The sequence below is a fragment of the Nocardia sp. NPDC056564 genome (assembly GCF_042793755.1).
Lineage (GTDB): Bacteria > Actinomycetota > Actinomycetes > Mycobacteriales > Mycobacteriaceae > Nocardia.
In genome coordinates, this window is sequence record NZ_JBHTUR010000024.1 from 42,013 (window position 1) to 54,683 (window position 12,671).

Annotated in this window: 13 protein-coding genes; 9 read left to right on the forward strand and 4 right to left on the reverse strand. The window is 68.6% G+C overall.

What is annotated here, in order from left to right:
- Positions 1–21: 21 nt before the first annotated feature.
- Complete coding sequence (locus tag ACFQ9K_RS38895; protein WP_378718253.1) at positions 22–1,074, forward strand: N-acetylglucosamine kinase; 1,053 nt, start codon at positions 22–24, stop codon at positions 1,072–1,074.
- A 116-nt stretch (positions 1,075–1,190) separates the two neighbouring features.
- The gene (locus ACFQ9K_RS38900) at positions 1,191–2,003 is read left to right on the forward strand and encodes an SAM-dependent methyltransferase (RefSeq protein WP_378718252.1); all 813 of its coding nucleotides are present in this window, start codon (positions 1,191–1,193) and stop codon (positions 2,001–2,003) included.
- A gap of 14 nt (positions 2,004–2,017) precedes the next feature.
- Here ACFQ9K_RS38900 and ACFQ9K_RS38905 read toward each other — a convergent pair whose 3' ends face one another.
- Both ACFQ9K_RS38905 and ACFQ9K_RS38910 read right to left on the reverse strand, forming a co-directional pair.
- On the reverse strand, positions 2,018–2,758 hold the full coding sequence (locus ACFQ9K_RS38905) for an LGFP repeat-containing protein (protein WP_378718251.1): 741 nt from the start codon (positions 2,756–2,758) through the stop codon (positions 2,018–2,020).
- Positions 2,759–2,854: 96 nt separating this feature from the next.
- Positions 2,855–3,583: an LGFP repeat-containing protein gene (locus ACFQ9K_RS38910; protein WP_378718250.1), complete on the reverse strand. Its 729-nt coding sequence runs from the start codon at positions 3,581–3,583 to the stop codon at positions 2,855–2,857.
- 151 nt (positions 3,584–3,734) lie between these two features.
- On the opposite strand from ACFQ9K_RS38910, the gene ACFQ9K_RS38915 reads away from it, so the two are divergent.
- Positions 3,735–4,754, forward strand: coding sequence for an NADP-dependent oxidoreductase (locus ACFQ9K_RS38915; protein WP_378718248.1), 1,020 nt, complete (start codon positions 3,735–3,737; stop codon positions 4,752–4,754).
- Here the strand turns inward: ACFQ9K_RS38915 and ACFQ9K_RS38920 are convergent.
- Entirely contained in the window at positions 4,751–5,578 is an 828-nt protein-coding gene (locus tag ACFQ9K_RS38920; RefSeq protein ID WP_378718246.1) for an SAM-dependent methyltransferase, read from the reverse strand. The genes ACFQ9K_RS38915 and ACFQ9K_RS38920 overlap by 4 nt on opposite strands.
- Before the next feature lie 404 nt (positions 5,579–5,982).
- Here ACFQ9K_RS38920 and ACFQ9K_RS38925 point away from each other — a divergent pair, with 404 nt between their 5' ends.
- The 6 genes from ACFQ9K_RS38925 to ACFQ9K_RS38950 all read left to right on the forward strand — a co-directional run bounded on the left by ACFQ9K_RS38925 (position 5,983) and on the right by ACFQ9K_RS38950 (position 12,244).
- Positions 5,983–6,261, forward strand: a complete 279-nt coding sequence (locus tag ACFQ9K_RS38925) for a hypothetical protein (RefSeq protein WP_150407093.1) — start codon at positions 5,983–5,985, stop codon at positions 6,259–6,261.
- 199 nt (positions 6,262–6,460) lie between these two features.
- A complete protein-coding gene (locus ACFQ9K_RS38930; protein WP_378718245.1) occupies positions 6,461–8,179 on the forward strand; it encodes a thiamine pyrophosphate-binding protein in 1,719 nt (572 codons plus the stop codon).
- A complete protein-coding gene (locus ACFQ9K_RS38935) occupies positions 8,176–8,847 on the forward strand; it encodes an SRPBCC family protein (RefSeq protein ID WP_378718243.1) in 672 nt (223 codons plus the stop codon). The genes ACFQ9K_RS38930 and ACFQ9K_RS38935 overlap by 4 nt, the downstream gene beginning before the upstream one ends.
- The gene (locus ACFQ9K_RS38940; protein ID WP_378718242.1) at positions 8,847–9,863 is read left to right on the forward strand and encodes a 3-oxoacyl-ACP synthase III family protein; all 1,017 of its coding nucleotides are present in this window, start codon (positions 8,847–8,849) and stop codon (positions 9,861–9,863) included. The genes ACFQ9K_RS38935 and ACFQ9K_RS38940 overlap by 1 nt, the downstream gene beginning before the upstream one ends.
- A gap of 5 nt (positions 9,864–9,868) precedes the next feature.
- Positions 9,869–10,861 (forward strand): pyridoxal phosphate-dependent aminotransferase, encoded by a 993-nt coding sequence (locus ACFQ9K_RS38945; RefSeq protein ID WP_378718240.1) that lies wholly within the window; start codon positions 9,869–9,871, stop codon positions 10,859–10,861.
- 201 nt (positions 10,862–11,062) lie between these two features.
- Positions 11,063–12,244 carry a hypothetical protein gene (locus tag ACFQ9K_RS38950; RefSeq protein ID WP_378718239.1) on the forward strand — a complete coding sequence of 394 codons (1,182 nt, stop codon included), beginning with the start codon at positions 11,063–11,065 and terminating at the stop codon, positions 12,242–12,244.
- 24 nt (positions 12,245–12,268) lie between these two features.
- Here the strand turns inward: ACFQ9K_RS38950 and ACFQ9K_RS38955 are convergent, their stop codons facing one another.
- Positions 12,269–12,610 carry a cytoplasmic protein gene (locus ACFQ9K_RS38955; protein ID WP_378718238.1) on the reverse strand — a complete coding sequence of 114 codons (342 nt, stop codon included), beginning with the start codon at positions 12,608–12,610 and terminating at the stop codon, positions 12,269–12,271.
- Positions 12,611–12,671: the final 61 nt, after the last annotated feature.

Here is a 12,671-nt window from a genome sequence, read left to right on the forward strand (position 1 = left end):
TGTTGGCGGGGGAAGCGTCTGATGAAACTCCCACAGAATGAACAGGTTCCGGGCGTCCTGGCCATCGACGCAGGCAACAGCAAGACCGATGTGACCCTGGTCGGGCGCGACGGTGCGATCCTGGCGACCGCGCGTGGCGGCGGTTATCAGCCGCATCGGACCGGCGCGCGGAAGGCGATCGAGGGACTCAGCCCGCTGGTCGAATCGGTTGCCCGGCAGGCCGGGCTGACTCGCGGCGGCATCCTCACCACCCGGGTCAGCGCCTGTATGGCCAATGTCGACCTGCCGATCGAGGAGCAGCGGATCCATGCCGCCATCGCGGCCAGGCCGTGGGGCCTGACCGTCGGCGTGGTCAACGACACCTTCGGCCTGCTCCGCGCGGGCACCGACGGCCCGCGCGGGGTGGCGGTGGTCTGCGGCGCGGGGATCAACTGCGTCGGACTGCTGCCGGACGGCCGCACCGCGCGTTTCCCGGCTCTCGGTGTGCTGACCGGTGATTGGGGTGGCGGCGGCGGAATGGCGGCCGAGGCCATGTGGCATGCCGCGCGCGCCGAGGACGGACGGGGCGAGCCGACCGCGCTGTCGGCGGCGATCGGCGAGTACTTCGGCCTGGCCGGCGCCAACGCGGTGGCCGAGGCGATCCACCTCGGGGAACTGCCGGAGAAGCGGCTGCACGAGCTGGTCCGCGTGCTGTTCACCGTGGCCGAGGCGGGCGACCCGACGGCCCTGCGCCTGATCGATCGCCAGGCGGACGAGATCACCCGGCTCGCGCTCGTCGTGCTGCGCAAACTCGACATGCTCGACGAGCAGACGCCGGTCATCCTCGGTGGCGGCGTGCTCGCGGCCCGCCAACCGCTGCTGATCGACAACGTGACGCGCAGGCTCACCACCGCCGCACCCCTGGCCGAACCCCGAATCGTGGTCGCCCCACCGGTTCTCGGGGCCGCCCTGCTCGGCCTCGATCACCTCGGTGCGACACCGGCCGCCCACCAGCGACTCCGCGCGGCCTACCCGACCGTGTCCGCCACCGACGGCCGACCGGAGTACCCGAGCGAGATGGGCCAGCCGGCCTGATCGTTCGCGATGACAGCAGCTCGATCCGGTCCGGCGTGCGCACTTCCCAACTGGCCGGTTGCCCGAATGCGGTATACCTCGTTAGTACCGATTCCTACGCGCAAGGAGACTTCGGCGTGTCCGACGGCCCGATCGACCTGCAGACCGACATCGCGCATCCGGCCAGGATGTACGACTATTTCCTCGGCGGCAAGGACTCCTACGATGCCGACCGAATCGCCGCCGAGCAGGCGCTGCAAGACTTTCCGCACGTTCAGCTGACCGCCCGCACCAATCGCGAGTTCATGCGGCACGCCACCCGCTACCTCACCGGGCAGGGCATCCGGCAGTTCCTCGACATCGGCACCGGCATCCCGACCGAGCCGAACCTGCACCAGGTCGCCCAGGAGCTGGCGCCCGAGTCGCGGGTCGTCTACGTGGACAACGATCCGCTGGTCCTCGCGCACGCGCGGGCGCTGCTGGTGAGTTCGCCCGAGGGCCGCACCGCCTACCTCCAGGCCGACGCCGCGGAACCGGAGGCCATTCTCGCCGCGCCGGAACTGGCTGCGACACTGGATCTTTCGCAGCCGATCGCGGTATCCCTGATGGCCGTGGTGCATTTCGTGCCCGGTGACGTCTACCAGATGGTCAAGACACTGCTGGAGCCGCTGGCGCCGGGCTCGTACCTCGCGATGTCCCATGTCACAACGGATTTCGACGACGGGGACCAGGATCCGCAGGGCATGGCGCGACTGTTGCAGGTCTACGCCGACCGCGGCATCCCGGTGCGTCCGCGCTCGCGCGCCGAGGTCGCCCAGTTCTTCGCCGGACTCGAACTGGTCGAGCCCGGCGTCGAGGTGATCCACCGCTGGCGCAACGAGGGCATCGCCCCGCCGCAGAGCTACGACAAGCGGATCTCGCTCTACGGCGCCGTCGGCAAGAAGGTCTGATCCGGGCGAATCCGTCAGGGGCGCCAGGTGATTCGGCCGCCCTGGAAGTCCTGCGCCTTGCCGCCCTCGAAATCGTATTCGTCGCCGGTGGGGTAGCCGTAGATGCCATCGGCGCCGGCCCTGGCCTCCCAGCTGGTGCGGATGGAACCCCAGACGGCGTGCGCGCCGGTCTTCTGCGACCAATAGATCGTGCCGTCGTTGAACAGGTTGTAGCGGCCGCCGCCCTTGGCGGGCGCCTCGTCGGTGACCGGGAAGCCGAGCGGGCTGTTCTCCGCGCCGAGCGCGTACCACTTGTCCCGGATGACGCCGCTCACCTGATGGGCGGCGGTGCCGACGGACCAGTAGATCGAGCCGCCCTGGAAGTGGCTGAACCGGCCGGGCTTGGCCGGGGTGGACTGCTCGCTGGTGACGGGATACCGCAGGCCGCCGGTCTCCGCGCCGAGTCCGCGCCACTTGTCCAGGATCGGGCCGGTGAGCGCGTGCGCGCCGGTGTCGGGGTGCCAGTAGATCGCGGCGTTGCGGTCGAAGGTCTGGAACTTGCCGCCATTGGCGGCGTCGGCCTCGGGTGCGGTCGGGTCGCCGAACGCCCCGCCGCCGCCGGCCGCGTCGTATTCGGCCTCGATCGCGCCGCCGACCTCGAACGGGCCGATCGGGCGCGCGGTCGCGGTGCCCGCGGTGAGCAGCACCGCCAGCGCGACGGTCGCGGTGGCCAGCGTCGCGGTGCTGGAGCGGCGGTGGGTACGAAGGCGGGCCAAGAGAACTCCTCAGTCAGGCTTTACCGGGTGACAAAGACAGGGCGGAGCGTTGGTAGGCGATGATGGCATGCGGCATCGGCCCACGCGCCGGGCGGGTCAGGGTTGCCAGGTGATGCGGCCGCCCTGGAAGTCCTGTGCCTTGCCGTTCTGGTAGTCGTATTCGTCGCTGGTCGGATAGCCGTAGCCGCCGTTGACGCCCGCCCTGGCCTCCCAGGTCGTGCGGATCGCGCCCCAGATCACGTGTGCGCCGGTGGCCGGGGACCAGTAGATGGCGCCGCCGTCGAACAGGTTGTAGCGGCCGTTGTTCTTGGCGGCGGCCTCGTCGGTGATCGGGAAGCCGAGCGGGCTGTTCTCCCAGCCGTAGGCACTCCACTTCTCCCGGATCGCGCCGCCGACCTGATGCGCGGCGGTGCCGATGGACCAGTAGATCGAGCCGCCCTGGAAATGGTTGTAGCGCCCGGGTTTGGCCGGGGTGGACTGCTCCCTGGTCACGGGGTAGCCGAGGAAGCCGTTCTCGAAGCCGAGGTTGCCCCATTTGTCGCGGATCGCGCCGCCGATCTGGTGCGCGCCGGTCGCGGGATGCCAGTAGATGGAGGCGTTGCGCTCGAAGGCCTGGTACTTGCCGCCGCGGCCGGCGTCGGATTCGGGATTGACCGGGTCGCCGAAGACCGCACCGCCGCCGGCCTGGTCGTACTCGACCTCGATCGCCCCGCCGACATCGAAGGGCCCGATCGGCCGTCCGGCGGCGGTGCCCGCGGTGAGCAGGACCGCGATTCCGGCGGTGGTCATGGTCAATGCGGCTCGGGTGCGACTTAGGCGTGCCAAGAGAAACTCCCTATGCAAGTGGTCGTCGTATACGAAACGGTCGGCTCGGCAAATCGGGCATGGTGAGGCTGTGTCGGACTATCCGACACTCGCCTATCGGTCCCATCGCCGTCACCGTTAGCCCGGCGGGCCCGGGGCTAAGCTCGGATCCATGGTCGAGACGACGAGAATCGTGCTTGCTTCACGCCCGGAGGGCGCACCCACCGCAGCGAATTTCCGCACCGAAACCGCGGAGTTGCCGCCGCTCGACGCGGGGCAGGTGCTGTTGCGTACGTTGTATCTGTCCCTCGATCCGTACATGCGCGGCCGGATGAGTGCGGCCGAGTCGTATGCGAAACCGGTCGAGATCGGCGCGGTGATGGTCGGCGGGACGGTGGCCGAGGTGGTCGATTCACGCGCCTCCGATTTCACCAAGGGCGATGTGGTGCTCGGGTATTCGGGATGGCAGACGCACGACGTGGCGGACGCGTCCGCGCTGCGCAAGCTCGATCCCCGGACGGCGCCGGTGTCGACCGCGCTGGGTGTGCTCGGTATGCCCGGCTTCACCGCGTACTCCGGGCTGCTGAAGATCGGACAGCCGAAGCCGGGGGAGACCGTCGTGGTCGCCGCCGCCACCGGGCCGGTCGGTTCGGCGGTCGGGCAGATCGCCAAGGTCAAGGGCGCCCGCGCGGTCGGCATCGCGGGTGGTCCGAAGAAGTGCGCGTATCTGATCGATGAGTTCGGTTTCGACGCCGCGATCGACCATCGTGCCCCCGATTTCGCCGAGCAGCTGAAGGCCGCGGTGCCGGACGGCATCGACGTCTACTTCGAAAACGTCGCGGGCACGGTCGCGGATGCGGTGTATCCGCTGCTCAACACCTACGCGCGTGTTCCGGTCTGCGGCCTCATCGCCAACTACAACTCCGCGGGCGCCGCCGACGGCCCGGACCGGTTGCCCGCCTTCTACGGCCGGATCCTGATCAAGAGCCTCACCATCCGCGGCTTCATCCAGAGCGAGTTCGTCCGCGAGCTGTACCCGGACTTCCTGCGGGACATGGCAGGCTGGATCGCCGACGGCAGCGTCAACTACCTCGAGGACGTCACGGAGGGCCTGGACAACGCCCCGGCCGCGTTCGTCGGCATGCTCGAGGGCCGCAACTTCGGCAAGGTCGTGGTGCGGGTCGCAGACTAGGGCTTGCGGCCGATGCCCGCCCAGTACCAGGCGGATTCGGGGTCGGTGGGCGCGTCGCCGGGCGCCGGATGCCAGGTGACCACGGGCACGACCCCCGGCTCGACGAGTTCGGTTCCGGCGAAGAGGGTTTCGGTCTCGGCGTGGGTGCGCGGGTAGAAGGTGATGCCCGCCTGTTCGGCGGAGCCGACCACGCGGGACATCGCCCGCTCGTCGAAATCGGCGGTGGGGTGGCTGATCACCAGGTAGCTGCCGGACGGCACCGCGTCCAGGAGGTTGGCGATGATGCCGTGCGGGTCGTCTTCGTCGCGGAAATACATCATGATCGCGACCAGCATGATGCCGACCGGCCGGGTGAGGTCGAGGGTGGCGCCGAGGGATTCGTCGCGCAGGATGCCGTACGGGTCGTGCAGGTCGGCGTGGATGAACGCGGTCTTGCCCTGCGGGTTGCTCGACATGAGGGCACGGGCGTGCGCGAGCACGATGGGGTCGTTGTCCACGTAGACCACCCGGGCTCCCGGATTGAGCCGCTGGGCCACCTCGTGCGTATTGCCCGCGGTGGGGATGCCGGTGCCGATGTCGAGGAACTGGGTGATCCCGGCCTCGCGGGTCAGGCAGTCGACCGCGCGGCCGAGAAACGCGCGGTTGGCGCGGGCCATGGTGCGGATGGCGGGGATGTGGCCGGCGATGGTGTCGGCCAGGGCGCGATCGGCCGGGTAATTGTCTCGCCCGCCTAGCCAGTAGTCGTAGACGCGCGCCTCGTGCGCGACGCTGGTGTCGATCCTGGTCGGTAATCCGTTGGCGGTCGGTGATTGGCTGTCCGGCATGGTGATTCCCTCCTGAGGCGGGTCCCGGAGAGTCGGTTCCGGTGGCCGCCGAGTCGCCCACGGCTGGCGACTTCTACTGCGAAACGTGCCCGCCAGGATATTCCAGCGAACGCCTGGCATGCGGTGCTTCGGCGGGATATAGGTGGGTTTACGGGCAGTCCTCCGGTTTCCTTGATCATTTCCGGGAACGGCCGCCGGAACGGTCGCGCGATGGGTGGCAAACCGGTCGGTCGCTTGTTGGGCGGTATGTCGTTTATGCGGTGTGTCGCGGGGCATACGTGATCTTGATGAGGTTGAATTGCCCAGGTCACGAGTTTTTCTTCGATATTCGAGTCTTGCGAGCCACACGCGATTCCTCGTGTCCGGACCCACCTCAGCCTGCGAAAAGGAGCATGAACGTGAGCATGATTCTGGCTGCGTTACACGACACCGTTCTTGCGGAGGTCGGCAATCCCACACCGGAGGCGCCTCCGCTCGCGGATAAATTGATGCAAATGGGCCGCTACTTCACCTGGCTGGTCCAACTCTCCGGCATCACCGCCATTACCTACGGCGGCGGGCGGTTCGCCTGGGAGAAGTGGAACGGCGGCGGTTTGCAGTCGCCGAAGATGATCGCCAGTGCGATGGCCGGCGGTGCGGTGGCGACCAGCGCGGGCACCATCATGAACTCCGTGATCGGCTGAGCCGGTACGGCATGTGGTCACCGGCTCGGCGAGGTCGGTCTCGTTGAGCCGGGTCCTGTTGTGCCGCTGCCCGATTCGTTTGGTCATCCGACCAACAACTGGTCGCTTGTTCAAAGTTGTTGCGCAGCAAGATAATTGCCAAGAAGTATGACGTACGTCACATTGTCGTAACCGAACTGTCCCAGATACATTGTGGGCGATGAATCGCACGCGATCAATTCTAGGAACGGCGAGCGAAACTGCCGTCGAGTCCCGAATCACCGTCGCCGACCGCATTGTCGACGTGCTCGCCGACCGCACCGACCACGTCTTCGGCGTCGGCGGCGCGAATATCGAGGACATCTACGACGCGGTGCACCGCAGTACCGCGCCGATCACCGGGATCGTGGCCAAGCACGAATTCGGTGCCGCGACGATGGCCGATGGCTATGCGCGCAGCACCAACCGGCTCGGTGTCGTCGCGGCCACGTCGGGTGGCGGTGCACTGAATCTCGTTGCCGCGCTGGGGGAATCATTCGATTCTCGAATCCCGGTGCTGGCCTTGATCGGCCAGCCGCCGCTCGCGCTCGAAGGCCGAGGGGCGTTCCAGGACACCGGCGGTGGGTCCGGCCGGATCGATGCGGAACGACTGTTCGGCTCGGTCTCGCGCTTCTGTGTCAAGGTCACCAGCGCCCAGGATGTCACCGCCGCTCTCCTCGACGCGATGCAGGCCGCACAGACAGGCGGCCCCGCGGTGTTGTTGTTGCCGAAGGATATTCAGGCACAGGAGCTGTCGGCGGCGGACTCCGCTGTGCTGAACGGCCCGCTGTCGGGCGACAGCCTGGTCTGCGACGAGCTCGACCAGGCGCATGACGAGGCGCTCGCGCTGGTCCGTTCCGCCGCGGGCGGTGGTCCCACGGTGATCATCGCGGGACCGGAAGTCGCGCGCGCGGATGCCCGCGCCGAGCTGATCGTCCTGGCCCGGGCGTTGCGCGCCGCAGTGGCGGTGACGCCGGATGCCAAGGACGCCTTCCCGAACGACCATCCGCTGTTCGCCGGGCTCACGGGCAGCATGGGGCATCCGCGGATGGCCGAGCTGATCGCCGATGCCGCGCTGTGCGTGCTGGTGGGCACCCCGATGCCGGTGCTGGCCAGGGCCGGACTCGAAGCGGCCCTGGCGAATTGCCCGCGGGTGCTGCACCTGGGCGCCGAACCGGCGTTCGTGCGGACGCATGCCTGGCTGCGCGGGCCGCTGCGGACCCGGCTGCCTGCGGTGGCGTCGGCGGTGGCGCCGGACCCGGGATACGCACCGCCCCGGCCGATTCCTGCGCGCGCACTCGACGTTCCGCCCTCGCCGGGACCGGGGGTGCGCTACCGCGACGCGGTGGAGGCGATCAATGCCAGGCTCGTTCCCGGCACGGACGTGGTGGCCGACGCGGGCAATACCGGCGCGGCCGCGGTACACCACCTGCCGGTGCCTGCCGATGGCCGCTTCCTCATCGCGCTCGGCATGGGCGGCATGGGTTACGCGTTCGGCGCCGGCATCGGCAGCGCGCTCGGTCGTCGCCGCCGGACGTTCGTGATCGCGGGCGACGGCGCCTATTTCATGCACGGCCACGAAGTCCACACCGCCGTGGAGCATCACGTGCCGGTGACCTTCGTGATCTTCAACAACAACGCGCACGCGATGTGCGTGACCCGCGAACAGCTGTACTACTCCGGCGATTACACCTACAACCGCTTCGGCCCCGCGCGCATCGGCGCCGCGGTCGCCGCGATGTTCCCGCATCTCCCCGCCTACTCCACCGACACGCGCGCATCCCTCGAAGCCGCGCTGGACGAAACGCGCGACGCGTCCGGACCCGTGTTCATCGAAATCCTCTGCGACCCCGACGAAATACCTCCGTTCGCCCCATTTCTCAAGGAGCTCTCCGCATGACCGACACCGCACCGACCGCGATCACGGCCGAGCCGATCGAGGCGCCGGACATCGATGTGCCCGGCGTGTACCGAGTCGAGGACATCCCACTGAAACAAGCGATGCCGATCGTCCTCGACATGACCCGTGCGGTGTACCCGCACGACGATGTGTACGGGGAGTTCTGCACCGTGCACGAGTATGTCGCGGCGCCGCCGGACGAGGTATTCGACTATCTGTCCGACACGCGCAGTTTGTGCGAATGGACCTACAGCATGCGGGGTTTCGAGCAGACCGGCGAGCCGGGTCTGTGGGTGTCCGACGACCGGATCGGCGACAACACCCGGATCTACACCCGCACCGTCGCCAATGCCGCCGCGCGCACCGTGGACTACCACTGTGCCTGGGATCAACCCGCGCACCTCTGGATGATCTATATGATGCGGGTCGCCGACGCGCAGGTGGTGCTGAACAAGCCGGGATCGGTTGTCCTGTGGACCAATTGCCATCACCCGTTCTACGACGAGAACGGCTATCCCGGCACCGCGCCGCCGGAGCGCCCGGTCTGGGTGGGCGATTTCTGGAACATCTTCTACGCGGGCCATCGGTTGGAACTGGCCAATCTCAAGGCGATCTGCGAACACCGCCATGCCAAGGGCCTGCCGATCAAGCCGGAATGGATGAGCTGATGAGCACCGGCACGATCAGCCTCGCCGACGTCTCCAGCTACCTGCCGAAAAACCGCGTCGCCGCGGACTATTTCCGGCGCTACGCCGACCCCGACGACGCCGACTCGGGCGCCATGTTCAAGGCGCCGTCGTTTCGCAGGCACCTCGCCCCTGGCGAGACACCGGCGGATATGGCCGAGCAAGCCATCGCTCCGATGTTGGCGCGGCGGGGCGACGAATTGCTCGACGAGGTGGACATTCTGATCGTGCACACCCAGCTGCCGGAGACCTTCATCGTGGGCAACGGGGGAGAGATCGCGGCTCGGTTGGGGATCACCCCGGAGTGGCTGATCGACCTGCACAACGGGGGATGCGCCGCGTTCATCCACGCCATGAAGCTGGCCAGCCGGCTGATGGCGAGCAGCGACGCACGCTCCGCGCTGATCGTGACCGTGCAGAACGCCGCCGGACAGGTCTTCACCCAGGAACAGGTGCGAGGCAAGCCGCAGGCCGCCATTCCCGGGGACGGGGCAGGTGTCGGGTTGCTGGTGAAGTCGGACGACTCACCGATTCTCGACATCGAGACTCGGCACCTCCCGGAATTCGCCGGGCAGATGACCGTGGTCGCCGATCCGCCGCGCAAGTATTGGGAGGCCGGTGACGGCCAGATCCACGTCGGCTTCACCGAGTCGAAGATCGCGAAAGTCCTTGCGCGCGGCAACCGTATCGTCCCGGAGGCGGCGCACGCGGTGTGCGGGCGCATCGGCGTGCGGCCGCAGGACTTGGACGTGCTGGTGACCAATCAGCCGAACCGGGCGTTCCTGCGCAACTGGCGTGATGCCCTGCAACTGCCGGTGGAGAAGCATCCCGACACCTTCGACGAGTGCGGAAACCTGTTCGCGGCGGGCATGCCCGTGACGTTCGATCAGGCCGTCGAGGCGGGGCGGGTGCCCGCCGGTTCGCTGGTCATGTTCGCCGGCTTCGCGCACGCCGGAGACTTCGCCGCGGCCGCCGCGGTGCGCTGGGGCGGACGCTGAGGGCCGTGCGAACTGTGCAACTCGGTCATCAGCTCGCGCTCAACGAGAACCCTTATGGCCCACTGCCTTCGGTGCGGGCGGCGTTGACCGGCGCGCTGGTCGCCGCGAACCGCTATCCGGAGTTCCTGCCGCGCAGGCTGCCCGGGCTGATCGCGCAACGGCACGGTTACCCGGCGGAGCGGGTCGTGGTCGGCGCGGGCGCGACCGGCGTGATCATGCACATCCTGCAGGAGTTCGTCGCGCCGGGCGCCGGGGTGGTGATGGCCACGCCGACCTTCGACGGCTATCCGCTGCTGACCGGCACGGTCGGCGGCCGGGTGGTGGAAGTCCCCTTGACGCCGGAGGGGCACCAGGATCTGGCGGCCATGTCGGCCGCCGTCGACGAGCGCACGGCGGTGGTCGTGCTGTGCAGTCCGCACAACCCGACCGGAACCTGCGTCGGGCACGGTGCGCTCGCCGAGTTCCTCGCCCGCACCGATCCGTCGGTCACCGTCGTCTTCGACGAGGCGTACATCGACTTCGTGCCGTCCGCCGACCGCGTGGACACCGGCGTGCTGGTCGATCGACATCCCAATCTGGTGGTGACGCGCACCTTCTCCAAGGCCTACGGTCTGGCCGCGCTGCGCGTCGGCTACGCCTTCGGCTCGGCGCCGACGATCGGGCGAATCCGCCGCTGGCAGTTGCCGTTCGGCATGACCGCCCTGGCCGAGGCCGGTGTCCGCGCCTGTTACGCGGCGGAGGACGAGCTGGCCCTGCGCACCGAAACCATCACCCGGGAATGCGGGCGGCTCACCTCCGGCCTGCGCGAGCTCGGCTATCGCGTCCCGACCAGCGCCGCGAACTTCGTCTATCTCTCCGGTTGCGCTCCGGCCGAACTCGACCGGCTTCGCGCGGTGTTCACCCGCGACGGCATCCAGGTGAAACACTGTTCCACCGGAATCCGGATCACCGTGGGTGACGCCGCGGCGACGGCGGCGGTCGTCGGAGCGGCGCGGTAAGAACCGATAGAATAAGCGAAAAGTTTGCCGGGTGGTCAGATTTCGCGACCGGAACCGGCCGGCGAGATCATGCTGTGCGTTGTGAACGTGCACCGTCGACCGGGTTTTCGACCCGGACGGACCGCCGGTACCGGATTCATTGCCGGCTGGCCGGCGGTGGATATCCATCCGCTCCGGCCTCGTGATCGCCTGTGGTGCCGGGTGCCGGTGCTCAAGGTGATCCGGTCGATCGTCGTGCCCGAGGTCGAGGAGGTGCGCAGTCGGCTCGCCGAGTGGAGCGTCGCGCACCCGGACGACGTCCGGGTGCGGTTACTGGATGTGGAGCGGGGCCGGACCGGACGGCCGGCGCACGAGTGGGCGGCCGCGTTCCTGGAAGCGCTGGTGCGGAGCTCTGCGGAGGGCGGTCCGGCGGACGGCTCGTCGTTGCCGGATACGCGCGATCTGCGCGGGTTACCGTTCCGGCTCACCCTCGGCGGCGACTGGGCGCGGCTCTACTACTCGCACGCGCTGGGTGACGGCACGGCCAGCTGGGATTTCGTGGGATGGCTGCTGGCGCAGGACAATCGACCAGACTTCGGCGCCGATCGGTGCGCAGGCCCGCTGACCCGCGGACTGCTGGCCACCTTCTGCCGCCCCGGATCGAAGCTGCCGCAGGCAGTCTCGATCCACCGGCAGCTGGGGCGCCTGCGCACCGGCGGCACCGAGAAGGTGGTGCACGTCGCCGGTCCGCCGTCCGGCACGACGACGGTGGCGGCCACCAGTTCCGCGTCGTTTGCGCAGGGGGTTCGGCGGTTTCGTGCGGCGCGGGGATCGGCGGCGTCGGTCATGTCGATCATGACCCTGCGGGCACTGCTGCTGTGCCGACATCATGGGCTCCAGGTCGACGGCACGGTGGTCTTCATGGTCGACCTGCGGCGCTATCTTGCCGACCGCGGGCCGGTCGACGGCAACTTCAGCTGGTCGAAGTCCGTGCCGATCCTGGACTCGGACACCCCGACCGAGCTGAGCGCGCGGATCGGCGGCATCGTCGACAGCGGGCTGCCGCTGCTCATCTTCGGCCGGGCCGTGCAGCGCGCGCGGACGCATGGCTCCGGTCGGCCATCGGCGCGCGCGGACGGGCCTGTCCGCCTGATGATGTCGTACGGGACCAGGTGGTCGACCGCCCCGCCGCCCGCAGGGTCGGCGCCACCGCGGATCACGGTCTCGATCGCACCGCCGGGGCCGGCCTTCATCGGCGTCAACGTCGTCGAGGCCTATGGCCGCATCCACGCGTCGGTGAATCGGTGCGGGGGAGTCGATCGTGCGCTCGTCGGCCGGATCGCCACCGACTTCGTCGCAGACCTGGGTACCGGCCCGATCGACGAATCGCTGTGGGGGCGATGACCGCCCATCGGCCCGGCCGCACCGTCAGGCGGAGCTCGGACCCAGCACGGAGTCGGTCCGGCCGGGCGGTGCTTCCTTCAATTCGATGAACAGCGCGTGTGTTTCGGTGTCGCCGATGTTCTCGCCGGAGTGCTCCCGCGCACCGACCCAGCGCACCTGCCCTTGCGTGAGGGCGGCCTCCACCTGCCTGCCGTCGGCGGTGATCCGGCGGCGAAACGACGTCAAGGGATACAGCACGCTGTCCGGGTGATCATGCGGCTGGGTCCGGTCGCCGGACCGGTCGCGGTATTCGAGGACGCGCACGCGTTCATTCTCGAAGATCACCCGATACAGATCGGGGTTGATGACAGCGGGGTCAGTGCTCATGGCGACACCTCCGGATCGGCATGGGCGACTTCGCGGCAACCGCCGCGGTAGTCGTCGGGGC

Bases quoted from the DNA above. Each gene is read 5' to 3' on its own strand.
- ACFQ9K_RS38895 (WP_378718253.1), top strand. From the start codon at position 22: ATGAAACTCCCACAGAATGAACAGGTTCCGGGCGTCCTGGCCATCGAC.
- ACFQ9K_RS38915 (WP_378718248.1), top strand. From the start codon at position 3,735: ATGGTCGAGACGACGAGAATCGTGCTTGCTTCACGCCCGGAGGGCGCA.
- ACFQ9K_RS38920 (WP_378718246.1), bottom strand. From the start codon at position 5,578: ATGCCGGACAGCCAATCACCGACCGCCAACGGATTACCGACCAGGATC.
- ACFQ9K_RS38925 (WP_150407093.1), top strand. From the start codon at position 5,983: ATGATTCTGGCTGCGTTACACGACACCGTTCTTGCGGAGGTCGGCAAT.
- ACFQ9K_RS38930 (WP_378718245.1), top strand. From the start codon at position 6,461: ATGAATCGCACGCGATCAATTCTAGGAACGGCGAGCGAAACTGCCGTC.
- ACFQ9K_RS38935 (WP_378718243.1), top strand. From the start codon at position 8,176: ATGACCGACACCGCACCGACCGCGATCACGGCCGAGCCGATCGAGGCG.
- ACFQ9K_RS38940 (WP_378718242.1), top strand. From the start codon at position 8,847: ATGAGCACCGGCACGATCAGCCTCGCCGACGTCTCCAGCTACCTGCCG.
- ACFQ9K_RS38955 (WP_378718238.1), bottom strand. From the start codon at position 12,610: ATGAGCACTGACCCCGCTGTCATCAACCCCGATCTGTATCGGGTGATC.